This window comes from Williamsia sp. z34, from assembly GCF_059553395.1.
In genome coordinates, this window is the sequence record NZ_JCANWW010000001.1 from 395,284 (window position 1) to 420,548 (window position 25,265).

Consider the following 25,265-nt stretch of genomic DNA (forward strand, 5'->3'; position numbering starts at 1 on the left):
TGATTATTTGAGCTTAGGGTGGCGAGCATGCCAGGGGACAAGGGTCTGATCACGTCGGTCGACGACCGGGGTGTTGCGCGCGTTCTGATCAACCGGCCCACCCGGAAGAATTCGATCGATTCGGCGGCCAATCAGGAACTGATCGACGTGTTGGGGACGTGGGCGGACGACGCCTCGATCCGGGTCGTGGTCATCGGGGCGCCGGGCCAGGATTTCTGTACCGGTGCCGACCTCATCGAGATGGCGACGGCGCCGCCACCGGCCACTGAGGACGAGGCCCGCGCACGCGCCGAGCGGACGATCAATGCCGGTTCCGATGTCGTCCGGGCAGTCCGGGCGCTGCAGGTTCCGGTTGTCGCGGTGGTCGACGGAGCAGCAGTCGGTATCGGCGCTTCGATCGCGTTCGCCTCAGACCTGATCTACGCCTCCCAGAACGCGTACTTCTTGCTCGCCTTTGTCGACATCGGACTGATGCCGGATGGGGCGGCGACGGCAACAGTCGCCGCGGCGGTCGGTCGCGCCCGGGCCAACGAACTGGCACTGCTCGGTGAGCGGTTGCCGGCGGCCCAGGCGTTCGCCGACGGTTTGGTGACCGCGGTCCTGGCGCCAGAAGCGTTGTCGCCGAAGGTTGATCAGGTGGTCGACAAACTGCTGGCCGCCTCACCACGGGCGCTGACGTTGACCAAGAAGGCCATCGACGCGCAGACCATGACCGGCTTCGATCTGGCGTTGGAGCTCGAGACCGAGGGACAGACAGAGCTCTTGCAATCACCCGAGTTCGCGGCGCTCATCACCGCATTCGCGCGTGGCAAAAAGGCGAAACCGACAGCGGCATCTCAGTAGCAATCGAATCATCATCGTCGGGGGTCGATTTCGGCGAATGGTCACACGACAAGGAAGTGGAAAATGACGAGCACCACGTTGCCCCAATCGGACCATCTCGTCGAGGAACCATTCCGGTCCCGGCGCAACAACTGGAACACCCATGTCCGTCGCCATGCGGAGATGAAGCCCGACGCGGTCGCCTTGCGCTTCGCCGGGCAGGACACCTCGTGGAAGCAACTGAACGAGCGGTCCACCGCATTCGCCGCTGCATTGCACCGTCGCGGCGTCCGCTTCGGTGATCGTGTCCTGGTGCTCATGCTCAACCGCAGCGAATACGTCGAGGTGATCTTCGGGGCAAACCTGATCGGTGCGATCGCGGTGCCGGTCAACATCCGGATGACACCGCCCGAGATCGGGTTCCTGATCGCCGATTCCGGTGCCACCGTGGTCGTCACCGAGTCGCTGCTCGCTCCACTGGCGGATGCGGTCCGGAAGAGCACGCCCGGGGTGGGGCACCTGATCATCGTCGGACCCTCCGACGTGGAGAACGCTCTGGACTTCGAGACGCTCGTCGCCGAGGATTCATCCGACCTGCCGGCGATCGATGTGCCGGAGAACTCCACCGCGATGATCATGTACACCTCGGGGACAACGGGTAAACCCAAGGGCGCCATGCTTTCCCACGCAAACATGCAGGCGCAGGCGGTGACCTGTATCTCTGCGCTGCAGATCCGGACCGACGACATCGGCTCGTGCGTGGCGCCGATGTTCCACATCGCGGCGATGGGTGCGATGGCACCGCTGTTCTACATGGGTGTGCCCACGGTGATCCATCCGCTCGGTGCGTTCGACCCCGAGGCGTTGCTCGATGTGCTGGAGGCAGAACAGATCACCTCGATCTTCCTGGTGCCTGCGCAGTGGCAGGTGGTGTGTGCGGTACAGCAGGCCACGCCGCGCAACCTCAAACTCCGGGTCATCTCGTGGGGTGCGGCGCCGGCCTCGGACACCGTGTTGCGCGCGATGTCCGACACCTTCCCGGATGCGGTGAACGTCGCGGTGTTCGGGCAGACCGAGATGTCGCCGATCACCTGTGTGCTCGAAGGCAAGGATGCGTTACGCAAACTCGGTTCGGTCGGTCAGGTGATCCCTGCCGTGCAGGCGCGGGTGGTCGATGCGGAGATGAACGATGTCCCGGTGGGAGAGGTCGGCGAGATCGTCTACCGCGGACCGACGATGATGGAAGGCTACTGGCAGAACCCGCAGGGGACGGCGGATGCGTTTGCCGGTGGCTGGTTCCACTCCGGTGATCTGGTGCGAATGGACGAAGAGGGGTTCGTCTACGTCGTCGACCGTAAGAAAGACATGATCATCTCCGGCGGCGAGAACATCTACTGTGCCGAGGTCGAGAATGCGCTCTTTGCGCATCCGAAGATCCTCGAGGCCGCGGTGGTCGGCCGGGCCGATGATCGCTGGGGCGAGGTGCCGGTGGCGATCGTCGTCCTGAAGCCGGAGCAGACGCTCGAGTTCGATGAGCTGATCGAGTTCCTGAACGAACACCTCGCGCGATTCAAGCAGCCCAAGGAAATGATCATCATCGATGAGTTGCCGCGCAACGCATCCGGCAAGGTCGTCAAGCCGTCGCTTCGTAAGGAGTACGGCGGCAAGGATGCCGGACTGCACTGACACGTCGCCCAACTGGCGCTGGCGGCAAAACTGAAACACGTTACACTTTTCCCAAGACCGTGATTGCGGTCACTGTTCTGTTCGAAGTTGCTCTCCGGCCCTGGCTGGGTGCGGCGGCTTGTAGGCACCCGTGCGTGCCGCGATTGAGAGGGTTCGATGAAGACAAAAGGTGCATTGCTCAGGAACTTCAATGAGAAGTGGGCGATCGAAGAGATCGAGATCGGCGACCCGCGGCCCAGTGAGGTCAAGATCCGGATGGAAGCCGCGGGCATGTGCCACTCCGATCACCATCTGGTGACCGGAGGCATCCCGATGGGTGGGTTCCCCGTGCTCGGCGGGCACGAGGGTGCCGGTGTGATCGAGCAGGTCGGTGAGGGTGTCACCGATTTCGAGGTCGGCGACCACGTGGTGCTGTCCTTCATCCCGTCGTGTGGCAAATGTCCGTCGTGCCGATCGGGCCAGAGCAATCTGTGCGATTTCGGCGCAATGCTCCTCCAGGGCGAGGCGGTGTCGGATCATACGTTCCGAATCCAGACCGCCGCAGGGGAGAACGTCTACCCGATGACCCTGCTCGGCACCTTCTCGCCGTACATGGTGGTGCACGAGACATCCGTCGTGAAGATCGACCCGTCGATCCCGTTCGAGGTCGCCTGTCTCGTCGGTTGCGGTGTGCCGACCGGGTACGGATCGGCCACTCATAGCGCCAATGTGAAGCCGGGAGAAGACGTCGCGATCATCGGCTGTGGAGGTGTTGGTATCGCTGCGCTCCAGGGCGCAGTGATCTCAGGCGCCCGCAACGTCTTCGCCATCGACCCGGTGGAGTGGAAGCGCGAACAGGCCATGAAGTTCGGCGCGACCCACGCGTTCGCCAGCGTTGAAGAGGCCGCGATGACGATTGCCGAGGTGACTGCCGGAGGCATGGCCAAGAAGGTCATCGTCACCGTCGGTGAAGTGCACGGCAAGGATGTCGACCTGTGGATGGGCATCACGGCCAAGGCCGGCACCTGCGTGCTGACCGGTATGGGCAACATGATGGAGACCGAGGTGACGCTCAACCTCGCGATGCTGACCCTGCTCCAGAAGAATCTGCAGGGAAGCATCTTCGGTGGTGGTAGCCCGAAGATCGATATCCCGCAGCTGCTCTCGCTGTACAAGATGGGCAAGCTCAATCTCGATGACATGGTCACGCGCCAGTACCGCCTCGATCAGATCAATGAGGGTTACCAGGACATGCTGGACGGCAAGAACATTCGCGGCGTGATTCGTTTCACCGACGAGGACCGCACCGTCTGATCGCTCGGCTTTGAGATGGCCACGGGCCGGTGAGTGGCAACAACCACTCACCGGCCCGAGTCAGTTGCCGCGCACGCACCCGGCGTGATGGCATTGGCACCATGCTCAAACAACTCGACAGCTGGCCCGTGGATCACGTCTCGGCGGCGGTGGTGTCCGGTGGACAGGTGATCGAACAACACGGTGACACCACGCAGGTGTTCGCGCTCGCGTCGGTCACCAAACTGCTTGCGGCGCACGCGGCGCTGGTCGCGGTCGAGGAGGGGGCGGTCGAACTCGACCAGCCGGCCGGCCCGCCCGGCTCCACTGTGAGGCATCTGCTGGCGCACGCCTCGGGCCTGGACTTCGGCACCCGCGAAGTGGTTGCCGGGGTGGGGGAGCAGCGCATCTACTCGAGCGCCGGTTTCGAGGTGATGGCCGAGCTGATCGAAACCGAGGCCGACATCGCTTTCCCGGAATATCTCGAGCAGGCCGTCTGTGAACCCCTCGGGATGACCTCGACCGGCCTGGCGGGTTCGGCCGGTCACGGCGCGCGTTCCACGGTCGCGGACCTGGCCGCGTTCGCCGCGGAACTGCTCGCACCCGAGCTGGTCTCCGCGGATCTGTTCCGCGAGGCGACATCGGTGCAGTTCCCGGGCCTGGACGGATTCGTCCCGGGATACGGCAAGCACCGCCCCTGCGACTGGGGACTGGGTTACGAGCTGCGGTCGCACAAGAGCCCGCACTGGACGGGGAGCCGGAACAGCCCGGAGACCTTTGGTCACTTCGGTCAGTCGGGGACGTTCCTGTGGGTGGACCCGGCGCTGTCGGCGGCATGCGTGGTTCTCACCGATCGGGCCTTCGGTGCCTGGGCGAAACCGCTGTGGAGCGAGTTCAACGATTCCCTGGTGTCAGTTCTTTCCGATTGAAAACTATTTTCACTCAATACCCATGGGACACTAGCGCAACACGGGTCACATGAGGCACAATAAATAACAAGTGTGTGGTATCTACCGTGGTTTCGCCAGGCGTTGGGGAAGACGTTCCTCGTCGAAACCGGAGGTGGAAAGTGCGCAACCTTAATCAGTTTGCGGACGTAACGGCAGGTGTGGTTTTTATACATTCCGCACCGGTCGCGTTGTGCCCGCATGTCGAGTGGGCGCTCTCGTCGACTCTTGATGCCCGCGCGAATCTGAAGTGGTCGGCACAGGAAGCCAGCCCAGGTCTGCAGCGGGCCACCGTCGATTGGCAGGGACCGGTGGGTACCGGTGCGCGCCTGGCCAACGCTCTGCGCGAGTGGTCGGCCCTGCGTTTCGAGATCACCGAGAACGCCAGCGAGGGTGTGGACGGCGAACGGTTCTGCTTCGTCCCCGGACTCGGTCTGTGGCGGGGGTCGATGAGCGCCAACGGTGACGTGATCGTCGGTGAGTTGCAGTTGCGCTCACTGATGGCATCGCATGCCGACGGGATGGAACTCGCCGGTGCGCTCGATGCCGCGCTGGGCACGGCCTGGGATGAGGCGTTGGAGCCCTTCCGCATGGGTGGCGCGGGCGCCGAGGTCACCTGGTTGCACCAGCGCGTCGGCTGATCCGCACAACGCCGGCACACGACACCATCACGAAAGCGGGCCCGGACTTTTCAGTCCGGGCCCGCTTTCATGTGTCTTTGTCAGATCACCGCGTCAGATCACAAGGGGATGTTCTTGTGGCGTCCGCGGCGAGCCGGTGCCGAAGCGAGTGCCTCGGCGATGATGCTGCGGGTCTTGGCCGGGTCGATGATCTCGTCGACCACGCCGATCGACTGCGCACGGCCAACGCCACCGGCGATGGCTTCGTGCTCGACAGCCAGGCGATCGTGCAGTGCCTCGCGCTCGTCGTCGGGTGCGGCGGCCAGTGCCTTCTTGTGCAGGATGCCGACCGCGGCCTTGGCGCCCATCACGGCGACCTCGGAACCGGGCCACGCGAAGACTGCCGTGGCGCCCAGGGCCCGCGAGTTCATCGCGATGTAGGCGCCACCGTAGATCTTGCGGGTGACCAGGGTGACGCGAGGGACCGAGCATTCGGCGAACGCGTGCAGCAGCTTGGCGCCGCGACGCACAACGCCGTCCCATTCCTGGCCGACACCGGGCAGGTAGCCCGGGACGTCGGTCATCACGATCAGCGGAACGCCGAACGCGTCACAGAGACGGACGAACCGAGCGGCCTTCTCAGCACTCTCGGAGTTGAGGCAGCCACCCATACGCAGCGGGTTGTTGGCGATGACGCCGACACTGCGTCCGGAGAGCCTGCCGAAACCGATCGTGATGTTCGGTGCCCACTTTGCCTGCAGCTCTTCGAAACTCGAGATCTCGGTTTCGCCGTCCGCAGCCACGTCCGTGTCGAGCAGGGCCCGCACGATCGGATGGACGTCGTATGCACGACGGTTCGATTCGGGCATCAGGGCCCGCAGGTCGGTATCGCCGGCCTCGGCCTTCTGCCGACTGAAATGTCCCTGCTGACCGAAGGTTCCGATCAGGCGACGGGCACGCCAGTAGGCGTCGGGTTCGGAGTCTGCGGTGATGTGCGAGACGCCCGACTTCTTGCCGTGGGTGAGCGGCCCGCCGAGCGACTCCATGTCGACGACCTCGCCGGTGACGCTCTTGACGACGTCCGGGCCGGTGACGAACACGCGGCCGGCCGGCGCCATGATGACGACGTCGGTCAGTGCCGGGCCGTAGGCCGCGCCGCCGGCGGCGAAGCCGACGACGATCGAGATCTGCGGGATGTATCCGGACGCCCGGACCATCGCCTCGAACACCTGGCCGACGGCATGAAGGGCTTCGACGCCCTCGGCCAGTCGGGCACCACCGGAATGCCAGATCCCGACAACCGGGGCCTGCTCGGCGATGGCGGTATCGATGGAGTTGACGATGTGCTTGCAGCCCACCACCCCCATGGCCCCGCCCATTACGGTGCCGTCGGTGCAGTAGGCGACGGTGCGGACACCGTTCACCCGCCCGACGGCGGCCTGCACACCCGACTTGTCGCGGGGGTGCAGCAACGACATGGATGCTTCGTCGAAGAAATTGGTCAACCGCAGCAAGGGATCCCGAGGATCAATGGATTCCTCTTGCTGTGTGATCGGGGCCATGGTGGTCATGAGTCTCCTTAGATCTTCAGCGCCCGCCAGAGAACTGGCTCAGGGGCGGTGGGTTCAGTAGCGCCCAAAGGCGAGCGCAACGTTGTGCCCACCGAATCCGAACGAGTTGTTGATGGCGTAGTCGATCTGTCCGTAACGGGGCTCGCCGTGAACGACGTCGATGTCACACTCGGGATCCTGATTGTCGAGATTGAGCGTCGGAGGAATGACACCATCCTCAACGGCCTTGACCGTCAGGATCGACTCCAGCGCACCCACTGCGCCGATGGAATGCCCGAGGGCAGACTTCGGTGCGTACACCGCTGCGTGGTTGCCCACCGCGATGTTGATCGCCAGGGCCTCGGCGGTGTCACCGACCGACGTGGACGTGGCGTGCGCGTTCACGTGCGTGATGTCGGACTTGCCGAGTCCTGCGGTCTGGAGTGCGCGCGTCATCGCGCGAGCGGCGCCGGTGCCCTCCGGATCAGGTGCGACCAGGTGATACCCATCGGAGGTGATCCCGGCACCGAGTAGCCGCGCATGGATGTGCGCGCCCCGGGCGATGGCGTGATCTTCGCGTTCGATGACCATCATGGCCGCGGCCTCACCGAAGACGAAGCCGTCCCGGTCCTTGTCGAACGGACGAGACGCAGACGCCGGATCCTCATTGCGGGTGCTCATCGCACGCATCATCGCGAAGCTGGCGATGGGCACCGAGTCGATATGACCCTCCACGCCACCGGTGACGACCATGTCGGCGTCACCCATGACGATCTGACGCCAGGCGTGCGCGATCGCTTCGGAACCCGAGGAGCAGGCCGAGACGGGTGTGATCACACCGGCCTTGGCGCCGATCTCGAGTCCGACCACCGCGGCCGGGCCGTTGGGCATGGCCATCGGTACGGCGAGCGGGGAGACCTTGCGGTAGTTGCCGGTGGTGTGCATCGAGTTGTAGGCCTCGATGAGCGCGTCAGCGCCGCCCTGGCCGGTACCGATGACAACGCCGAGGCGCTCTTTGTCGACATCGGGTTCGCCGGCCTGGGCCCACAGACGCTTACCCATGACATAGGCGACCCGCTCGACGTAGGCCATGCGACGGGCCTGGACCCGTGAGACCTCCGTCGACGGATCCTTCACCAGACGCCCACCGAACCGGACGGGAAGCTCGTACTCCTCGACCCAGTCATCGGTGAGGGTTTTGATGCCACTCTCTCCGGCGAGAAGACCCTTCCACGTCGAATCGAGGTCTTCGCCGATGGAGGTGGTCGCGACCATGGAGGTCACAACCACGTTCGGGAAATTCCCGCCGAGGGTGGAGTAATCGCGAAGAGAGTTAGTCACAGTCTGTCACTCACCGGTGTTCTTGTCGGAGTCGAGCTTTGCGCGGATGGCGTCGGCGGCATCGGCGTTCTCGGCTTCGAGCTTCTGGATGTAGTTGACGGCGTCACCGACGGTGCGCAGTCCGGCGAGATCCTCATCGGGGATCTTGACGCCGTACTTGTCTTCGGTCTGCACTGCGATTTCGACCATCGACAGAGAATCGATATCGAGGTCGTCGACGAACGACTTCTCCACAGTCACCTCAGAGGGTTCAATGCCGGTGACCTCCTCGATGATCTCAGCGAGTCCGGCAATGATTTCTTCCTGGGCGGCGGCCACTGTGTGGCTCCCTTCATATTCGTGTTGCGAGTGTTTTTCCGGAGAACAGTGCTGATGCGCTGCTTTGGACGGATGTGGCGAGCAACTGTGCTCTCCTACATCTCCCGGGGACGACGGCACAGGCGTGCCGCCGTCGCTATCCAAGTTCGGTGATGCCCGCGAGGTCGTCGGGGGTCTTGAGCGCGAGGGTCGGTGTTCCCTTCAGCTCACGCTTCGCGATGCCGGCAAGTGTTCCGGCTGGGGGCAGCTCGATCAATCCGGTGGTGGAGAGCTCGCGCATGGTCTGCGAGCACAGGTCCCACCGCACGGGCCGGGTGACCTGAGCAACGAGTTTATCGAGTGCGTCACGGCCGTCCTTGACCGGTGCCCCGTCGGAGTTGGAGAGCAGCGGTCGGGTCGGCTGTGACGGCGTGATGCCGGCTGCGGCACGTGCCACGGCGTCCTGGGCCGGAGCCATGTACCGCGTGTGGAATGCGCCGGCGACGGCGAGCTTGCGGATACGGGCCTTCTCCGGCGGGTTGGCGATCAATTCATCGATCGCGTCTACGGCTCCGGCGGCCACGATCTGCCCGGCCGCGTTGCGGTTGGCGGGAACCAGGTCGAGTTCTTCGAGGCGGGCCAGCACGGTTGCCTCATCGCCACCGAGGACGGCGGCCATGGTGGTGGGCTCGAGGGCGCAGGCCTTGGCCATCTCGGCTCCGCGGATCGCGGCCAGTGACACGGCCTCATCGGCGGTCAGCACGCCGGCGATGGCGGCGGCGGCCAACTCTCCGACGGAATGGCCGGCGACCAGGGTGTCCGAGGGCAACGCAGAGCGCTTGCTGATCTCCTCGTAGGCGAGCAGTGCCGAGACCACAACCAGCGGCTGTGTGACTGCGGTGTCGGTGATCTCGTCGGCCGTGGCGGTGGTTCCGAGGCGTTCGATGTCAAGGCTCGTCAGCTTCGACCAGGACGCAACCTGGTCGCGTGCGCCGGGCAGCTCAAGCCAAGGCGTGAGCATTCCGACGGTCTGAGAGCCCTGTCCGGGCGCAAGCAAGGTGAGCACCTGATCAGAGAACACCCTATTCGCCCTCGATGAAGGTGCTGGACGCAATGAACCTTCGGCGACGCCTTTGTGGGAACTCCACAAAAGTGCACAACAGCGTGCCTGCATCGTCACCTCACCGATATCCGTTACATCGATGTGAATTGATGCACAACCGTAGTTTTTACTCGTTCGAACCTGTGGCTGGTGTGACTGTAGGGAAAATTGTGCGCATGTCGTGTCTGACCCGTGCCAATCTGCCCACAGTTGTTGCGACTCTCAGAACGTAAGCATCACGGGGGTTCATCGGATCGCGACCAGTAATGTCCGAAATTCTTTTTAGTCGATATCTCACAGTATTGGGATGAACGAATAGTTGACGCGCACACGACTCGACGGATCCTCCGGAATCGAGGTAGGCGTCAAGGGTGGCGGTCAGGGTGTCACCGCCCTTGGCGAGTGGCTTGACCAGAGCATCGCTCAATGTGGTCATCGCGGCCTGATCGCCGAGCAGTGCGCGTTCGGGCAGGAGCTCGAGGGAGTGAACGGGACGGGGCGCACTGGGCCAACCGGCCACCGCCTCGATGCCGGCCAGGGCGTCGATGGCACTGGCGTGGGCGGCCCCCAGGTTGGGCCTGGTGGGACCGATGACCACCGGGCCGTCGGCGAAAAGGAGGAGCAGATCGGTGATGAAAGGGTCGTCCAGCGGCACCGGGCCGCTGACGATCGCGACGAGGAGACTGCCCTGAACCACCGATAGTGCGGCGCGGCCGTGTTGACGTGCGGTGTTGTGCACGGCCAGGGGTACCGAGACGTTCCGCTCGGGTGGCGGCATCCCCACGACGACGGTGGCGGTGGCCTCGGTGTCCCAGTTGAGTGCCGCCGCCCGGGACAGCAGGGTCGGGCCGGTGTCACCGCGGACCACGGCGTCGACGACCAGCGCCTCGAGTCGAGAGTCCCAGGCGCCGCGGGATTCGGCGGCGGATGCATAGATCGAGGCGGCGGCGAACCCGATCTCACGGCCGTAGCGCAGGACGGCCTCGGTCAGGGCGCGGAGCTGGGCGTCGTTGCGGGCCAGAAGTGGCAGCCACTTCTCGAAGAACTCCATCGCCACGCGGACCATCTCGACGGTCTGCAGCAGGCTGATCCGGCGGGCGAGGTCCTGGGGGACCACCTGGAAGGCCTGCACCGTGAACTTGACGTTGCCCTCGGGATCCTGGAGCCATTCGACAAAGTTCACCACCGCGGTCTGGACCACGAGCTGGACACTGGCCCGTTGACCCGCCTCGAGATCCTCGAAATAGGGCAACTGTTCCTGCATCGAGTGAACGGCTTCGGTGGCCAGTCGTCCGCTGTACTGCTTCACCCGGCGGAGGAGGGTATCCGGCAGGGCGTCGTGAACATTCGCCGGTGCCGGGACGTGGGCGCCACGCGGGCCGAAGAGATCGCCTACGGGCTGATCACCCGTACGGGACTCAGTCATGGCTTCAATCTATGTCAGAGGCGCGCCCGATTGGGAAACATGACGACCGCAACCGCCGACCGCCCACCCGTCGGGTGACGGATGGGCGGTCGGTGGGGGGTGCGGAACGATCAGGCGCCGGGACCCGGATCGCTGGTCTGCTTCGGAGCAGCCAGTACATCTTCGATCTGATACTTCTCGGCAGCCTCGGCGGCAACCTTGATGTCGATATGGCCGTCGCGCGCCAGTGCCGAGAGGACACCGACCGCGATGGACTCACCATCGACGTTGAAGTAGCGGCGAGCGGCCGGTCGGGTGTCGGAGAATCCGAAACCGTCGGTTCCCAGGGTGAGGTACGTGCCCGGGACCCAGGCACGGATCAGTTCCGGCACACCCCGCATGTAGTCGGTCGCCGCAACGAACGGTCCGTCGGTATCGGCAAGGACCTCCGTGGCGAAGGGTTGCGGATGACTGCCGGCAGGTTCACGCAACGCTGCTTTCTCGTACTCGACCCCGTCCCGGGCCAGCTCGCCCCACGACGTCACCGAGTAGATGCTCGCCCCGACGTTCCACTCGTCGGCCAGCAACTGCTGTGCCTTCAGAGCGCTCGGCATCGTGACACCCGAGACCAGGATGTTGGCCGGGTACTGCTTGCCCTCGGGGGCATCGGCGAACTTGTAGATGCCCTTGAGAAGGCCTGCGATATCAAGGTTTTCGGGCTGCGCAGGCTGGGTGATCGGCTCGTTGTAGATGGTGATGTAGTAGAAGATGTTCTCGGGATCTTCGCCGTACATCCGCCGCAGGCCGTCGGAGATGATGTGTGCCAGCTCGTAACCGAACGCGGGGTCGTAGGCCACCGCGGCCGGGTTGGTCGAGGCCAGCACCAGTGAATGACCGTCGGCGTGCTGCAGACCCTCACCGGTCAGGGTGGTGCGACCGGCAGTGGCGCCGAGCACGAATCCGCGGGCCATCTGGTCCGCGGCGGCCCATAGGCCGTCGCCCGTGCGCTGGAACCCGAACATCGAATAGAAGATGTACAGCGGGATCATCGGCTCATCGTGGGTGGCATACGAGGTACCGACCGCGGTGAACGACGCCGTGGATCCGGCTTCGTTGATGCCCTCGTGCAGGATCTGGCCCTCGGGGCTCTCCTTGTAGGCGAGCATCAGCTCGGCGTCGACCGAGGTGTACAGCTGGCCGTTGCGGTTGTAGATCTTGAGCGTCGGGAACCAGGAGTCCATCCCGAACGTACGGGCCTCGTCCGGGATGATCGGCACGAGTCGCTTGCCGATCTCCTTGTCGCGCATCAGTTCCTTGAAGATGCGCACGATGGCCATCGTCGTGGCGACCTGCTGCTTGCCCGAACCCTTGGCCGCGAGTTTGATGGCGCCGCTGGTGTCGGGCTTGAGCACCTTGCTCTTGGTGCGCCGCGCAGGCAGGAACCCGCCCAGTTGCTTGCGGCGATCGAGCATGTACTGGATCTCGGGGGAGTCGGCCCCGGGGTGGTAGTACGGCGGCAGGTACGGGTCTTTTTCGAGCTCGGCATCGCTGATCGGGATGCGGGTGCTGTCCCGGAAGTCCTTGAGATCGTCGAGTGTCAGCTTCTTCATCTGGTGCGTGGCGTTGCGGCCCTCGAAGTGCTTGCCGAGCGTGTAGCCCTTGATCGTGTGGGCCAGGATGACCGTCGGCTGTCCCTTGTGGGCCAGTGCCGATGCGTACGCCGCATGCACCTTGCGGTAGTCGTGACCACCGCGCTTGAGGCGCCAGATCTCGGCGTCGCTCAGGTCTTTGACGAGCTCCTTGGTGCGCGGATCGCGCCCGAAGAAGTGCTCGCGCACGAATGCGCCGTCGTTGGCCTTGTAGGTCTGGTAGTCGCCGTCGGGGGTGCTGTTCATCAGATTGACCAGCGCACCGTCGCGGTCCTTCTGAAGCAGCGAGTCCCACTCGCGGCCCCAGATCACCTTGATGACGTTCCAGCCGGCACCGCGGAAGAACGACTCGAGTTCCTGGATGATCTTGCCGTTGCCACGGACCGGGCCGTCGAGACGCTGCAGGTTGCAGTTCACCACGAACGTCAGGTTGTCGAGACCCTCGGTGGCCGCGACATGCGCCAGGCCGCGCGACTCGGGTTCGTCCATCTCACCGTCGCCGAGGAATGCCCAGACGTGCTGATCCTCTGTGTTCTTGATACCCCGGTCGTTCAGGTAGTGGTTGAAGCGCGCCTGGTAGATGGCGTTCATGGGACCCAGGCCCATGGAAACCGTTGGGAATTGCCAGAAATCGGGCATCAAGCGTGGATGCGGGTACGACGGCAGGCCGCCGCCGGCGTGGGAATGCTCCTGGCGGAAGCCGTCCATGCGGGATTCGTCGATGCGGCCTTCGAGGAAGGCGCGGGCGTAGATACCGGGGGAGGCGTGGCCCTGGATGAAGATCTGGTCGCCGCCACCGGGGTGGTCCTGGCCGCGGAAGAAGTGGTTGAAGCCGACCTCGTACAGCGCCGCGGACGACGCGTAGGTGGAGATGTGCCCGCCGACGCCGACGCCGGGACGCTGGGCGCGGTGCACCATGACCGCGGCGTTCCACCGGATGAATGAGCGGAAGCGGCGCTCGACCTCTTCGTCGCCCGGGAACCAGGGTTCGTTCTCGGTCGGGATCGTATTGACGTAGTCGGTGGAGGTGAGCGCCGGAATCGACACCCGTTTCTCGCCGGCGCGTTCGAGCAGACGCAGCAGGAGATACCGTGCGCGGCCGGGCCCGGCGTGCTCGAGGAGACCATCGAATGAATCGAGCCATTCATCGGTCTCGGTCGGGTCGATGTCGGGCAGGTACGACGCGACACCTTCCCGGATCACCCGAACACGGGCCTGATTCTTTGGGGCGTTACTGCTGTCAGTCACTGCGTGCTCTTTCTCCTCGAGTCACTCGGCAGCGGTGGCCGCCGTCAACGGGATTGACCCGCCGGAACCGGGGTGTGGTTTCGACGTTGTCTTAATCGTGCCGCAACTGATGAGTAAAGGCACCGGTGCGCGGCAAAGTAACCCTACCCACGGGCGTTTCGTCGCCTTATTGCGCGCACGTCGGGCAGTATCTGGTCTGTGAGAGTTTGGGGTGTGGCCGTCTGTGCGGTTGTCGGGTTGGGCGTGACCGGGTGCGCGGCCACGATCGACGGCGCGAGTTCTGTCGACGGGCGCCAGGTGTCGGCGTACCGGAGTGAGCAGTCAGTGGCAGCGGCGCAGTCACGGGCCGCCGACTCGGCGCGGCGCGCGCAAGCCGCCAGAAATCTCACGCTGGAATTGTGCTCGCAGTTCACCACCACCGTGGTGACGATGCTCGGCAACTACAACGACTTCGTGACCAAACTCAATGAAGTGCAGTCGTATTCGGCGATCGGTGGCGCCGCACAGGTCGCGATCGATCAGCTCAACGCCGGTGAGCAGGTGATCAAGGCCAAATTGGTGCCTGACGTCGACGCTTCGTTGAGCCGACTTGTCAGCGCATTTTTCGTCCGGAACCAGGAGCTGGTGCGGGCGATAGAGGGCCAAAATCAGTCCGGCCTCAACGAACCGGCGGGGCAGTGGATCGAGGCGCGGAACAAGGTGGTGGACGTTTGCGGGGGGCTTTCCGATTGAAAAACCGGCATTCGGCTTGCAACTTGGGGGTTTACCCTGTTCGCTTGAGTGATCTAAGTGGGCACGAAACCGTGTTCACCCATTTTTTGACAGGAGGTCGTCGCGTTGGTTGCCGCTTCAGATGGTGATCGCGCCCAGAAGCTGGGAGTGACAGCGGGCATGATCGTGCAGGAGCTGGGGTGGGATGAGGACACCGACGACGACCTGCGCGGCCTCATCGAAGACACCATCGACGCTGAGATGGTCGATGAGGATTCGGACGAGGTCGTCGACATGGTCGTGCTGTGGTGGCGCGACGGTGACGGGGACCTGGTCGATACATTGATGGACGCCATCGGACCACTTGCCGATGACGGATTCGTCTGGGTGTTGTCGCCGAAAACCGGCAACGAGGGATACGTCGACCCCACCGAGGTCGCCGAGGCCGCCCCGACAGCAGGTCTCACCCAGACCAGCGCCGTGAGTTTCGGCGAATGGCTGGGATCGCGCTTGGTCCAACCGAAGACGCGGGTCGGCAAGAGAGCATGACTTCCTCTCTCGGTCGGGAGCTCCAGGTGGGAACCGAGGCTCCCGGCTTCAGCCTGCGTGACCAAAACAATCAAGTGGTCAGTCTCGCCGACTACCACGGCAAGAAGAACGTTCTGCTGGTGTTCTTTCCACTGGCGTTCACCGGAACCTGCGAGGGCGAACTGAGCATGGTCCGGGATCGGCTGCCCCTGTTCTCGAACGAGAATTCCGAGTTCGTCGCCGTATCGGTGGGTAGTTCACCCACGCACAAGGTGTGGTCGTCGGCTCAGGGGTACCTGTTCCCGATCCTGGCGGACTTCTGGCCGCACGGTGAGGTGTCGGAGGCCTATGGCGTCTTGAACCACGACAAGGGCTATCCGAACCGCGGAACGTTCGTCATCGACAAGAACGGGCTCATCACTTTTTCGGAGATGATGGATCCCGGTCAGGTCCGTGACCAGTCGCTTTGGGAGAAAGCTCTGGCCACGCTAAATTCTTGAGTGTGTCCGGCACCTTCGGGTGATCGGATGGGCGGCGAGTCCGAATGTTTTCTCTCGCCGTCGCGGCTGGCGAACTCGCCTTCGTTCAGCCGCCTTGCGCGTATAGCTCAGCGGTAGAGCTCTGGTCTTACACACCAGCGGTCGGGGGTTCAAATCCCTCTGCGCGCACCGACATCGAACAATGGACAGGCCTGCTCACAGTTCTCACACCCGCTCGCTCTGTAGCGCGAGCGAATGTGAGAAACGCGAGCGGAGTCAGCTTTCTTCTGTTTTCTGACCGAATCGGCCTTGCACGGTATCGAGGATCGACATCCCCTGTGCGACGACGTTGGTCGCGAGTTCGTTGACACCCTGTGCCCCGTTGAACACGGTCAGATTCGCGCCGGCCAAACCCTTGGACACCGCTTCGACGAGCTCGGGCAGCTGCTCGATCAGCAGCTGGTCGAGTGAGATGCGGTCGTTCTCGGCGGCGGCAGCGGCCTGGATCCTGATGGCGGCGGCCTCGGCCTCGGCCAGGATGCGCGTGCGCTGTGCCTCGGCCTCCGCGGGTTTGATCACCTCGGACAGAAGTTGGCGCTCGCGCAGCTCTGCCGTGGTCTGCGCCAATTTGGTCTGCTCCGTGGTGATCTCCTGGTTCACGCGGGCCTGGGCCAGTGGACCGGCCTGCGCGGCTTCGGCGTTGGCCTTGTCGGTCTGGGATTTGATCTCGGCCCGCTTGAGGGCGGTCTCGCGCTCGTAGTCCGCCTGTGCCCGTGCAGATTTCTGCTGGGCTTCCACAGCTTGCTGCTCGGCAGCTGCCTGGGCGACGGCGGCATCACGCTGCACCCGGGCGACCTCGGGCGCGGCGAGGGACTTGATGTAACCCGAACCGAGATCGTCGATCGACTGGATCTGGAAGGAGTCGACCTTCAGGCCGATCAGGGTCAGCTCACGCTTGGACGCATCGAGGACCTGCCGGGCGAGGGTGTCGCGTTCACGAATGATCTGCTCGACGGTCATGGACCCGACGATGGAGCGCAGGTGGCCCGAAAAGATCTGGCCGGTCAGCTGATTCATCTCGTTTGACTGTTCGGAGATGAATCGTTGTCCGGCATTGACAATGGACTCGGTGTCCGACCCCACCTTGTGCGCGATCACCGCGCGGACCTTGAGTTGGATGCCCTGCGTGGTCACACACGTCTCTTCGATGGCGGCCTCGTGCATCGCCAGGGACAGATAGCTGACGCGGCGGAAGAACGGCATCACCCACTTGCCATGGCCGATGATCACCAGGAATGGCGCATTCTCGTCGTGTGACTTTTTTCCGGAGATGATCATGGCTTCGTCGGGATCGGGCACGTGATAGCCGAGCATCAATCGTCCTGCTTTCAGTTGGTGGTGCTATTTCTGCCGGCGCGCAATCACTTCGGGGACGGAAACCATTTCTCGACAACCAGGCTTCCGTCATCGGTCCGGTCGATCACCAAGATGTCGTCGCCACGGGCGATGTCGACCGACGACGTCGCCACAAACGTTTGACTCGCGCCGCTCACGGTGAGGACCACCTCACCATATCCACCGGCCTCGATCGAAAGGTATGCGGTACCGAGCTTGCCGACCATCGGATCCACGGGAGCCGCGCCCCTTCAGCGGTTCTGGCGCAGTTTGTAGAGCTTGATCCCGTTGGCGATCTCCACAATGATCAGAAGATTTCTGGTGAGCGCGTAATTCTTTGCGGAATCGGTGGTGATCACCGGTCGAATATAGCCGGGGTGCGCACTTCATTCGAGGTGAATTGTGGGGGTGACCCTGACATCTGTGTTCAGCGAATTGGCGATGTAGCATCCGTGGTGGGCCTGTTCGACAAGGGCCAGAACCTGATCGGTGTCGGTGCCCGGCGCCACCCGGATGGTGGGTGAGAGATCGATGGTGTCGATGCGAGCCGGCGTGGAAGCGTCGCTCATTGCCCCGCAGGCATCGTCCTCGTAGCCCAGAACATCGATTCCGGCGCGAGCGGCAACGGCGAGGAATGACAGAAGTTGACATGAACTGGCCGCCAGCACAACGAGTTGTTCGGGATTCATCAACTGGTCGTTGCCCCGGAAATGCGGATCGGCACTCAGTCCGATCTCGTCGAGCGCCGGTGGCGTCACGCCCCGGTGGTGGCGCGAATACGCGCGATACCCGCCGCCGGTCGAACCTTCCCAGACGAGGTGTGAGAAATACGTGTGAGTCGCCATGAGACACCGCAACTTCTGCCCACCCCCAACAGGAGTGGTTGTGTTGTGGTCGTGGAGAACATCGTGAGAGGCCAGGGCGACCGGCTCGGGCTCTGGGAGAAGCGCACCGAGCGGCCGCTGGGATCCTGGAGGCCGAGTGGTCACATGCCGACGCGGGCATACAGTCGTTCGGTGAGGCGCTCTGGTGGTCGATCACCACTGTCACGAGTGGCGACTGCGGCGCACATAGACCTGCTCCGGAGCGAGGTCGCTGAACTCAAGGCAATGCTGACAGCAGCCGGGTCGGTGCCATTGCCGGGCGACAATGCTCCAGCCGACTCGACTTCTGATCAGGCATTGCGATAACGCTCGGCAGTCTTGATGTGGAAGTCTGCGACGATACGGCATTCCGTGCGTAGTTCCGCGGGAGAGATGATCGTGAAGTCGGCGTCGAATGCGTACAGCCACCGGGCAATCGACGTCAGCGACTTGCCGAAGAGCGCGACCTCGCAGCTGTTGGCATCACCACTCTCGACCTCACCCCAGGCGGAATCGACCATCTCCGCGACCTGTTGGAGGGGGCGGTGGATCCGCACCCGGGCAGTGGACTGCCGGTACACGGACCCGATGCTGGCGGCGATGAACGCGGCGGCACCACCTTCTGGAAGTTCGCGTGGGGTGAACCTGGGGCCGGTCGGGATCTTCGGGGTCAGGCGATCGACGCGGAAGGAACGCCAGTCGTCCCGACCGAGGTCCCAGGCGAGCAGGTACCAGCGTAATCCGCTGCGCACCAAACGATATGGCTCCACTTCGCGGCGGGTTTCGGCGCCGTCGCGGGCCCGGTAGTCGAACCGCAGGCGTTCGTGCCGGTGGCAGACCGCCGCCACATCGGACAGCACGGTCGCTTCGACCTGGGATACGGCCGCGTGCATCGGGGTGGCGTCGATCTGGAGGGAATCGAGCCGGTGACGCAGTCGGGACGGCATCACCTGCCGCAACTTCGACATCGCCCGCACCCCGGCTTCGTCGAGCCCGGTGACCGACGCCGTGGCACCGGCTCCGAGCCCGAGGGCCACCGCGAGGACCTCCTGATCGTCGAGGAGCAGCGGAGGCATCTCCGCGCCGGCGCCGAGTTGGTAGCCGCCGCCCACCCCGACCGTGCCGTCCACCGGATAGCCGAGTTCGCGGAGTCGGTCGATGTCGCGCCGGACCGTGCGGGTGGTGATGTTGAGCCGTTCGGCCAAGTCGGCGCCCGACCATTCTTTCCGGGTCTGCAACAGGCTCAGGAGGCGGAGCAGTCGCGCCGACGTGTCCAACATGCGTATCACTTTGCCAGAAAATGCGGACCGATTCTGTCCTCATTGCGTCATAGCTTCAAGTCAATGCAGTTCACGGGCAACTTCTGGAGGCACAAGATGACACTGGGTACCGACAAGGCCGCGCCGGCGATCGAGGTCGCGGCATTGACCAAGACATTCAAACAGGGAAAGAACACGGTCGAGGCGGTCAAGGGAATAGACCTGACCGTGGCGGAAGGGGAGTTGCTGGCGCTGCTCGGTCCGAACGGTGCCGGGAAGTCGACGACCCTGCGCATGATCACCACACTGCTGCGTCCGACCTCGGGCTCGGCCTGGGTCGCCGGGCAGAACATCGCCGACGACCCCGACGCGGTCCGGCGACAGATCGGTTATGTCGGTCAGGGCGACGGTGGTGGCAACAATCAGCGCGTCCGTGAGGAACTCGTGACCCAAGGACTGTGCTATGGCATCAAGAAATCCGAAAGTGTCTCCCGCGCCGACGAATTGATCACCGCACTCGACCTGACGGGCATGGAGAACCGGAAAGTCAGCACGCTCTCCGGTGGGCAGCGTCGCCGACTCGACATCGCACTGGGCATTGTTCATCGCCCTCCGGTGATCTTCCTCGACGAACCGACCACCGGGATGGATCCGCAGAGCCGGGCCAACCTGTGGACGCACATCGGGCGACTGCGCACCGACACCGGGGCGACCATCGTGCTGACCACGCACTATCTCGAAGAGGCTGACGCGATGGCCGAACGGGTGGTGGTCATCGACAAGGGCACGGTGATCGCGGACGATTCTGCGGCGGTGCTGAAAGACCGGCTGGCAGGGGACCGCATCGAGTTCACCCTCGACTCGAGCGCTGACGCGGACGAATTGGCCCGGCTGGCAACCGGATTCGATCGGGTCCGCGGCGTGGCGGTCGATGCTCTGACCGTCGGTCTCGAGGTGGAAGGTGCCGACGTGATGCTGCCGACATTGATCGCAGCGGCCACCGAGCGGGCGATCACCATACGCACGGCACAAGCGACCCGTCCGACCCTCGACGATGTCTTCCTCTCACTCACCGGGCGCAGCTTGCGCGAATCCGCAGCCGCCTGACCCACTGCATCCAAGGAGAACTCTGATGACAACAAACCTCATGCGAGACAGTTCGATCGTCCTGGTTCGTGAACTACGGCCCACCGTCCGTGACCCGTTCACGGTGATCTTCAGCCTCGTTCAGCCGCTGATCCTGCTGGCCCTGTTCGGACCGCTGTTGAAAGGTGTTCCGGGGGCGGCGGATTCGGGCAACGTCTGGAATTGGTTCATCCCGGGTGTTCTAGCGATGATCGCAATCTTCGGAACCTCGATGACCGGCGCGAACCTGCTGGACGAGATGCACAGCGGCAGTCACGAACGGATGCTCGTGACCCCGCTGAGTCGCAGTTCACTGCTACTGGGCCGCGCTTTGAAAGAGATGGTCCCGCTGGCGGCGCAGGCGGTTGTCATCCTGTTGATCGGATTGCCGCTGGGCTTCGACATCAACATCGGGGGAGCGGCCATCGGGATCGGAATCCTGGCCGTCTTCGGGGTCGGTCTGGGGTCGCTCTCGTACAGTCTGGCTCTGGCTGTCCGCGAACAGGATTGGGTGTTCTGGACCGTACAACAGACTTTGATGTTCCCGCTGCTGATCCTGTCGGGAACGATGCTGCCGCTCGATGATGCGCCCGGCTGGATGAGATTCCTGGTGAACATCAATCCGTTGCACTACGTCGTCGAAGCCGAAAGAGCGCTCTTTGTCGGCGACTTCGACTTCTCGGTGATCGGCGCCGGCGCATTGGCCGCGGCGTTGATGGCATGCGGTGGTCTGGCCGTGGGCATCCGGGCGATGGGCGCGGCGTCCCGAGCCTGACCCCGCCCCCCGAAACTGTGCCCTTTTGGCGAACAAAACCCCAGGTGGGGCCCGCCAAAAGGGCACAGTTTCGGGGTGGCTCGGGCCGGGGTGGGGAGGGGGCGGGTGCCTCAGGTCAGGATGTTCGCGGCCTTCGCGGCGCGGAGCCAGTCGGGGAATTCGGAGAGCAGTCGCTGATACAGCTCATCGTCGGAGACATTGTCGATATCGTCGAGCGCGAAGAAGCCGGCGTTGTCGACGACCCGGCCCTCCATCTCGTCGAGTTGTTCGAGGACGCCGTAGTTCGCCTTGCCGATGCCCACGAACTGCCAGAAGACAGGGGCACTCGACGCCGCTCGCATGAGGGCGCTGATCGGGCCCTTCTTGCGGAATCCGCCGTCGGTGAAGAACAGGACGAGTACCGGACACCCGGGTGTCACCGAACCCAGGATTTCGTTCATGATCGGCAGTTCTTCGTTGGTGGCGCCGATTTTGTCGTAGTCGAATCCGCCGTGCTTGCCGTAGATGTGGAGGTATTCGCCGGTCCACGACTCGACGTTGTCCACGCTGATGTCCGGTACCCGCAGGAAGGACTTGGCGTACATGTACGGCTCGAGTTGTCCGTCGTCGTCGATCTGGGTGGCCACGGCCAGCATGCGCTCGACGACCCGGTGGATCACCTTCTTGGAATACTGCTGGGCCATGCTTCCGGTCTTGTCGATGACGATGACAACCCGGGCCCGCACGCCGGCGGCGTTCTTGGACAGCAGCACCTTGTGCACTTCGCGCTTGCGCATGTCGAGACGCTGACGCTTTTCGAGCGAGAGTTTCTCTTCTCCCGCAACATTTCTCACGTCGATTTCGCTTGTCGGCGGTGCGGCCGGAGCCTCGTCGACGCTCACCCCGTGTTCACGGACGAGGTCGGCGAACCCGCGGTCCCATCCGGCGCTGACGTTGCGGACCTTCCATAGCCCGTTGCGGCGATAGATCTCGCCGAGTACGGCCGCCCGCTCGGTCGTGAGTCCGGCGGCCGGTAACTCCACCGCGACGCCGGCCCCACTGACAGCGACGGCGAGACCGGGAAGGGAGGCCAGCGCGGCGGTGCAACCCTCGTCGCAGGCGACCGCGATGGCAACGGTCTCGATGTCGGCGGGGATCCGCGCGAGGTCGATCGACAGTGTGGCGGTCCCGGACAGGACAACCGCACCTTCCGGGGAGCTCGGCTGATTGAAGAAGACGAAGTCGCCGTCGGTGCGGGTCTTGCGATCGCCGGCCAGTTGGAAGGCCATCACATCGACCATGCCGGGTTGGGCTCCGGAGACCTCAACCGTCACCGGGCCGGTGTTGATGGAGGTGTTGGCGCCACGCGTCAAGGAGACCATCGGCCCATTATCTACAGTGCCCGGCGGTTCTTGCGCGGGGGACGGCCAACCCTTCAGGCGGCGGGCAGGCCGGCGAGCGGTTGGGTTGTGCGGGCCATGCCGTAGTGAGCGCTCCACGGGTATTCGCCGGCGGCATCGGGCCACACCAACTGCCAGGCCGCCACCTCGCCGTAGACCGCCCGGGCGACCCGCAGGTCGCTGGTGGTCAATGCTTCGATCACCATGAGGTCGAGATCGTCGTCGATGAATCCGGAGAGACGTTCACCTGCAGCGAGTTTGCCGCCGGCCCGCGCGACCCGGTGGCCGACGGTGTTGAGGATCGACCCGGCGATGCCGGGATCGAGTCCGTAGACGATCAGCTCGGGATGACCGAGCGAGGTCAGCCCGGTGGTGTAGGCGTGCGACGGGAAGCCGGCTGCGGGATTGGCGCGAACCGCGGTGACGGTCCAGTACCGCTTGGCGATGGCTCGGTGGGCGAAGTCGACGGGATCGGACTGCAGACGCATCGTGTCCTCCTGTGGCGGTGCGATCTTCGGAGCCGATCGCGTATGCGGAGCACCCTAACGGGCGGCTCCGACAATCGGATCGGCGAAGCCATGGCCGGCCTCTGGGGGGACGGATAGAGTTCGCGGATGCGTGATGTGGCGGTGGTGGTCGGTGTCCTTGCGCTGATCAACGGGCTTGCCCACTTCACGTTCGACCATGCGATCACGTTGTTCGTCCCCCTCGGGGCACTCGGCCTGCTCGTCTACGCCCGGTGGCGGGGATACAGCTGGAATGAGCTGGGGCTGGCCCGCAGTCAACACCGCAGGGGGCTCAAATGGGCTGCGGCGATCCTGGTCCCGGTCGCGGTGATCGCGATCGGCGGCGCCCTGCTGCCGTGGACCCGGTCGCTGTACCTGTCAGACCACTACGACAACGTATCGGTGGCGCTGTGGGGTGCGTTCGTGATCATTCCGCTGCAGACGGTGATCCCCGAGGAACTCCTCTTCCGGGGTGTGCTCAATGCGGCCCTGGTCCGGGCCGCACCGGTGTGGGTGGTTTACGTCGCCGGTGCCGGATTGTTCGGTCTCTGGCACGTCTCGTCCTCCCTCGGGCTGACCGAGGGCAACGGCGGGCTGACCGATCTGCTCGGGGCAGGTGTGCTCGCACAGATCGCCGGCGTGGCCGGGGCCGTCATCGTGACCGGTACCTCCGGGTTGATCTTCATCTGGCTACGACTACGAAGCGACAGTCTGTTGGCGCCGATGGCTTTTCACTGGGCGGTCAACGGCACCGGTGCACTCGGTGCCGCACTCGCGTGGCAACTCGCCTGAAATCTGCGCAGAGCAACGGTGTGCCCGGCGGGACCCGGACGAAGTGCCGTCGGCGAATTACCCGGGAGGTAATCGACGTGCTTCTACGACTCGCCCACACTCGAATACAACCCGGCAGAAAAGACAGACAGGAGCCCCAGCCATGAGCGAGAGCTACGCGGTCGCCGTCCTCGACGACGTCTCCATGGGAGACGACATCACCGAATACCTGCGACGTATCGACGACACCCTGGCGCCGTTCGACGGCCGGTTCCTCATCCATGGCGCTCGGCCGAACGTCCGCGAGGGGACCTGGCCCGGCGACCTCATCGTCGTACGGTTCCCGAGCTCAGACGGCGCGCAACGCTGGTATGACTCCGATGCCTACCAGGTCATCGCCCCGCTCCGCACCAACAACTCGAAGGGCACGGTCGCACTGTTCGAAGGTGTCGACGCCGACCACCGGGCGACCGACATCCTGGCTGATCGACCTCAGCCCGGCTCGCCGTCCGCCGCGGCCTCGTCCGGATACCAGCGTGCATAGACGTCCGGATGGGCCCGGGTGCGGCTTTTCCAGGTGTTCTCGCCGTAGGTCGAATAGAGCGGATTGGCCGGGTCCTGCTCGACGCCTCGGGCCTTGGCCGCGAGTTCGGCGGGCAGATCGACCGTCGGTATCACCGCGTCGAGAGCCGGGCTGAAGAAGTAGGGGATCGATACGCGTTCACCCGCCCCCGGAGGCGTCAGAACCCGATGCCTGGTGGCCCGCAGATAGCCGTGGGTTGCCACTTCCAGCATCTCGCCGATATTGACGACAAACGCCCCGGGCAGGGGCGGCGCGTCGATCCAGTTCCCGTCCGACGTCTCCACCTGCAGGCCGGAGGACCCCTCCTCGATCAGCAGTAGCGTCAGCACACCGGAATCCTTGTGCGCACCGACACCCTGATCACCGGCCACCGTTGCGGCCGGACGGGCCGGGTAACGCACCAGCTTGATCAGGGTCGCCGGGGCATGGGCGAAGGCGTCGTCGAACAAGCCCGGATCGGCCGAAAGCCCCGCGGCCCAATGACGCAGCAGGCGAAGCGATACCTCGGAGAGTGCGGCATCGTAATCGGTGATCGCCGAGCGCAGCTCGGGTAGAGCCGCCGGCCACTGGTTGTGCCCCTGTAGGCGCAGGTAACCGGTTGCGTGATCGAGCGGGTCGCGATCGGGGCCGATATCGATCTGTTCGCGCCAATCGACCTCGCCGTTGGTGAACTCGCCACCGAGGCGGTTGTAGCCACGGAAGTGAGGACTGTTGATCATCGAGACCGCCGATTTGTCCTCGTCCGGGAGTGCGAAGAAGGCGCGGGCCGTGGACTGGACGCGGTGGATGAGTTGCGGATCCACCCCGTGGCCCACGAGGTAGAAGACACCGACCTCGTGGGTGACGGCACGGAGCTCATGCCGGCCGGCGGTGGTCTCGAGTTCGGCCAGATCGATCACGGGGAGCACACCGCCAACGGTAGCCCGTCCCGCGCCTGTCGCCACCGATGGAT

General features: G+C 64.3%; 25 protein-coding genes and 1 tRNA gene. 13 read left to right on the forward strand and 13 right to left on the reverse strand.

The genetic code is table 11. The annotated features are described in order from the left end of the window. The first annotated feature begins 27 nt into the window (after nucleotides 1–27). The 5 genes from AC51GT_RS01920 (at nucleotide 28) to AC51GT_RS01940 (ending at nucleotide 5,368) form a co-directional block, all read left to right on the forward strand. Nucleotides 28–843: an enoyl-CoA hydratase-related protein gene (locus tag AC51GT_RS01920; RefSeq protein WP_496327670.1), complete on the forward strand. Its 816-nt coding sequence runs from the start codon at nucleotides 28–30 to the stop codon at nucleotides 841–843. A 63-nt stretch (nucleotides 844–906) separates the two neighbouring features. Further along, a complete protein-coding gene (gene fadD5 / locus AC51GT_RS01925; protein ID WP_496327671.1) occupies nucleotides 907–2,508 on the forward strand; it encodes a fatty-acid--CoA ligase FadD5 in 1,602 nt (533 codons plus the stop codon). Nucleotides 2,509–2,664: 156 nt separating this feature from the next. Further along, the gene (locus tag AC51GT_RS01930) at nucleotides 2,665–3,801 is read left to right on the forward strand and encodes an NDMA-dependent alcohol dehydrogenase (RefSeq protein ID WP_496323698.1); all 1,137 of its coding nucleotides are present in this window, start codon (nucleotides 2,665–2,667) and stop codon (nucleotides 3,799–3,801) included. 101 nt (nucleotides 3,802–3,902) lie between these two features. Beyond that, nucleotides 3,903–4,709, forward strand: coding sequence for a serine hydrolase domain-containing protein (locus AC51GT_RS01935; protein ID WP_496327672.1), 807 nt, complete (start codon nucleotides 3,903–3,905; stop codon nucleotides 4,707–4,709). A 140-nt stretch (nucleotides 4,710–4,849) separates the two neighbouring features. Continuing rightward, the gene (locus AC51GT_RS01940) at nucleotides 4,850–5,368 is read left to right on the forward strand and encodes a DUF3145 domain-containing protein (protein ID WP_496323700.1); all 519 of its coding nucleotides are present in this window, start codon (nucleotides 4,850–4,852) and stop codon (nucleotides 5,366–5,368) included. 98 nt (nucleotides 5,369–5,466) lie between these two features. Here AC51GT_RS01940 and AC51GT_RS01945 read toward each other — a convergent pair whose 3' ends face one another. The 6 genes from AC51GT_RS01945 to aceE all read right to left on the reverse strand — a co-directional run bounded on the left by AC51GT_RS01945 (nucleotide 5,467) and on the right by aceE (nucleotide 13,939). After that, the gene (locus tag AC51GT_RS01945) at nucleotides 5,467–6,918 is read right to left on the reverse strand and encodes a carboxyl transferase domain-containing protein (protein ID WP_495515402.1); all 1,452 of its coding nucleotides are present in this window, start codon (nucleotides 6,916–6,918) and stop codon (nucleotides 5,467–5,469) included. A gap of 54 nt (nucleotides 6,919–6,972) precedes the next feature. After that, nucleotides 6,973–8,238, reverse strand: a complete 1,266-nt coding sequence (locus tag AC51GT_RS01950; protein WP_496327673.1) for a KasA/KasB family beta-ketoacyl-ACP synthase — start codon at nucleotides 8,236–8,238, stop codon at nucleotides 6,973–6,975. A gap of 6 nt (nucleotides 8,239–8,244) precedes the next feature. Next, nucleotides 8,245–8,556, reverse strand: coding sequence for a meromycolate extension acyl carrier protein AcpM (gene acpM, locus AC51GT_RS01955; RefSeq protein WP_496323702.1), 312 nt, complete (start codon nucleotides 8,554–8,556; stop codon nucleotides 8,245–8,247). A 136-nt stretch (nucleotides 8,557–8,692) separates the two neighbouring features. Further along, nucleotides 8,693–9,601 carry an ACP S-malonyltransferase gene (locus AC51GT_RS01960; protein ID WP_496324101.1) on the reverse strand — a complete coding sequence of 303 codons (909 nt, stop codon included), beginning with the start codon at nucleotides 9,599–9,601 and terminating at the stop codon, nucleotides 8,693–8,695. Nucleotides 9,602–9,764: 163 nt separating this feature from the next. Next, nucleotides 9,765–11,063, reverse strand: a complete 1,299-nt coding sequence (locus AC51GT_RS01965; protein WP_496323703.1) for a PucR family transcriptional regulator — start codon at nucleotides 11,061–11,063, stop codon at nucleotides 9,765–9,767. Between the two features lie 110 nt (nucleotides 11,064–11,173). Further along, entirely contained in the window at nucleotides 11,174–13,939 is a 2,766-nt protein-coding gene (aceE, locus tag AC51GT_RS01970; RefSeq protein ID WP_496323704.1) for a pyruvate dehydrogenase (acetyl-transferring), homodimeric type, read from the reverse strand. 198 nt (nucleotides 13,940–14,137) lie between these two features. Between aceE and AC51GT_RS01975 the strand changes: the two genes are divergently transcribed. From AC51GT_RS01975 to AC51GT_RS01990, 4 genes are all read left to right on the forward strand, one after another. Beyond that, the gene (locus tag AC51GT_RS01975) at nucleotides 14,138–14,671 is read left to right on the forward strand and encodes an Rv2240c family protein (RefSeq protein ID WP_496323705.1); all 534 of its coding nucleotides are present in this window, start codon (nucleotides 14,138–14,140) and stop codon (nucleotides 14,669–14,671) included. A 105-nt stretch (nucleotides 14,672–14,776) separates the two neighbouring features. Further along, nucleotides 14,777–15,199: a DUF3052 domain-containing protein gene (locus AC51GT_RS01980; protein WP_496323706.1), complete on the forward strand. Its 423-nt coding sequence runs from the start codon at nucleotides 14,777–14,779 to the stop codon at nucleotides 15,197–15,199. Then, entirely contained in the window at nucleotides 15,196–15,678 is a 483-nt protein-coding gene (locus AC51GT_RS01985) for a peroxiredoxin (protein ID WP_496327674.1), read from the forward strand. The genes AC51GT_RS01980 and AC51GT_RS01985 overlap by 4 nt, the downstream gene beginning before the upstream one ends. Nucleotides 15,679–15,774: 96 nt before the next feature. Beyond that, nucleotides 15,775–15,846 (forward strand) — tRNA-Val (locus AC51GT_RS01990). An 87-nt stretch (nucleotides 15,847–15,933) separates the two neighbouring features. On the opposite strand, the gene AC51GT_RS01995 is transcribed toward AC51GT_RS01990, so the two are convergent. The 4 genes from AC51GT_RS01995 to AC51GT_RS02010 form a co-directional block, all read right to left on the reverse strand. Further along, complete coding sequence (locus AC51GT_RS01995) at nucleotides 15,934–17,031, reverse strand: flotillin family protein (RefSeq protein ID WP_496323708.1); 1,098 nt, start codon at nucleotides 17,029–17,031, stop codon at nucleotides 15,934–15,936. A gap of 47 nt (nucleotides 17,032–17,078) precedes the next feature. Then, nucleotides 17,079–17,279 carry an NfeD C-terminal domain-containing protein gene (locus tag AC51GT_RS02000; protein WP_496324102.1) on the reverse strand — a complete coding sequence of 67 codons (201 nt, stop codon included), beginning with the start codon at nucleotides 17,277–17,279 and terminating at the stop codon, nucleotides 17,079–17,081. Between the two features lie 159 nt (nucleotides 17,280–17,438). Next, nucleotides 17,439–17,897, reverse strand: a complete 459-nt coding sequence (locus AC51GT_RS02005) for an OsmC family protein (RefSeq protein ID WP_496327675.1) — start codon at nucleotides 17,895–17,897, stop codon at nucleotides 17,439–17,441. A 329-nt stretch (nucleotides 17,898–18,226) separates the two neighbouring features. Further along, nucleotides 18,227–19,195 carry a helix-turn-helix transcriptional regulator gene (locus AC51GT_RS02010; protein WP_496323710.1) on the reverse strand — a complete coding sequence of 323 codons (969 nt, stop codon included), beginning with the start codon at nucleotides 19,193–19,195 and terminating at the stop codon, nucleotides 18,227–18,229. A gap of 96 nt (nucleotides 19,196–19,291) precedes the next feature. Here AC51GT_RS02010 and AC51GT_RS02015 point away from each other — a divergent pair, with 96 nt between their 5' ends. Together AC51GT_RS02015 and AC51GT_RS02020 are read left to right on the forward strand one after the other, a co-directional pair. Continuing rightward, entirely contained in the window at nucleotides 19,292–20,281 is a 990-nt protein-coding gene (locus tag AC51GT_RS02015) for an ABC transporter ATP-binding protein (RefSeq protein ID WP_496327676.1), read from the forward strand. A gap of 25 nt (nucleotides 20,282–20,306) precedes the next feature. Beyond that, on the forward strand, nucleotides 20,307–21,074 hold the full coding sequence (locus AC51GT_RS02020) for an ABC transporter permease (RefSeq protein WP_496327677.1): 768 nt from the start codon (nucleotides 20,307–20,309) through the stop codon (nucleotides 21,072–21,074). Between the two features lie 110 nt (nucleotides 21,075–21,184). Here the strand turns inward: AC51GT_RS02020 and AC51GT_RS02025 are convergent, their stop codons facing one another. Both AC51GT_RS02025 and AC51GT_RS02030 read right to left on the reverse strand, forming a co-directional pair. Continuing rightward, on the reverse strand, nucleotides 21,185–22,435 hold the full coding sequence (locus AC51GT_RS02025) for a vWA domain-containing protein (protein WP_496327678.1): 1,251 nt from the start codon (nucleotides 22,433–22,435) through the stop codon (nucleotides 21,185–21,187). A gap of 53 nt (nucleotides 22,436–22,488) precedes the next feature. Continuing rightward, on the reverse strand, nucleotides 22,489–22,941 hold the full coding sequence (locus AC51GT_RS02030) for a DUF4262 domain-containing protein (RefSeq protein ID WP_496327679.1): 453 nt from the start codon (nucleotides 22,939–22,941) through the stop codon (nucleotides 22,489–22,491). 126 nt (nucleotides 22,942–23,067) lie between these two features. On the opposite strand from AC51GT_RS02030, the gene AC51GT_RS02035 reads away from it, so the two are divergent. Next, nucleotides 23,068–23,751, forward strand: a complete 684-nt coding sequence (locus AC51GT_RS02035) for a CPBP family intramembrane glutamic endopeptidase (protein WP_496327680.1) — start codon at nucleotides 23,068–23,070, stop codon at nucleotides 23,749–23,751. 142 nt (nucleotides 23,752–23,893) lie between these two features. Then, on the forward strand, nucleotides 23,894–24,274 hold the full coding sequence (locus AC51GT_RS02040; RefSeq protein WP_496327681.1) for a DUF1330 domain-containing protein: 381 nt from the start codon (nucleotides 23,894–23,896) through the stop codon (nucleotides 24,272–24,274). Here AC51GT_RS02040 and AC51GT_RS02045 read toward each other — a convergent pair. After that, nucleotides 24,223–25,221 carry an isopenicillin N synthase family dioxygenase gene (locus tag AC51GT_RS02045; RefSeq protein ID WP_496327682.1) on the reverse strand — a complete coding sequence of 333 codons (999 nt, stop codon included), beginning with the start codon at nucleotides 25,219–25,221 and terminating at the stop codon, nucleotides 24,223–24,225. The genes AC51GT_RS02040 and AC51GT_RS02045 overlap by 52 nt on opposite strands. Between the last annotated feature and the right edge of the window lie 44 nt (nucleotides 25,222–25,265).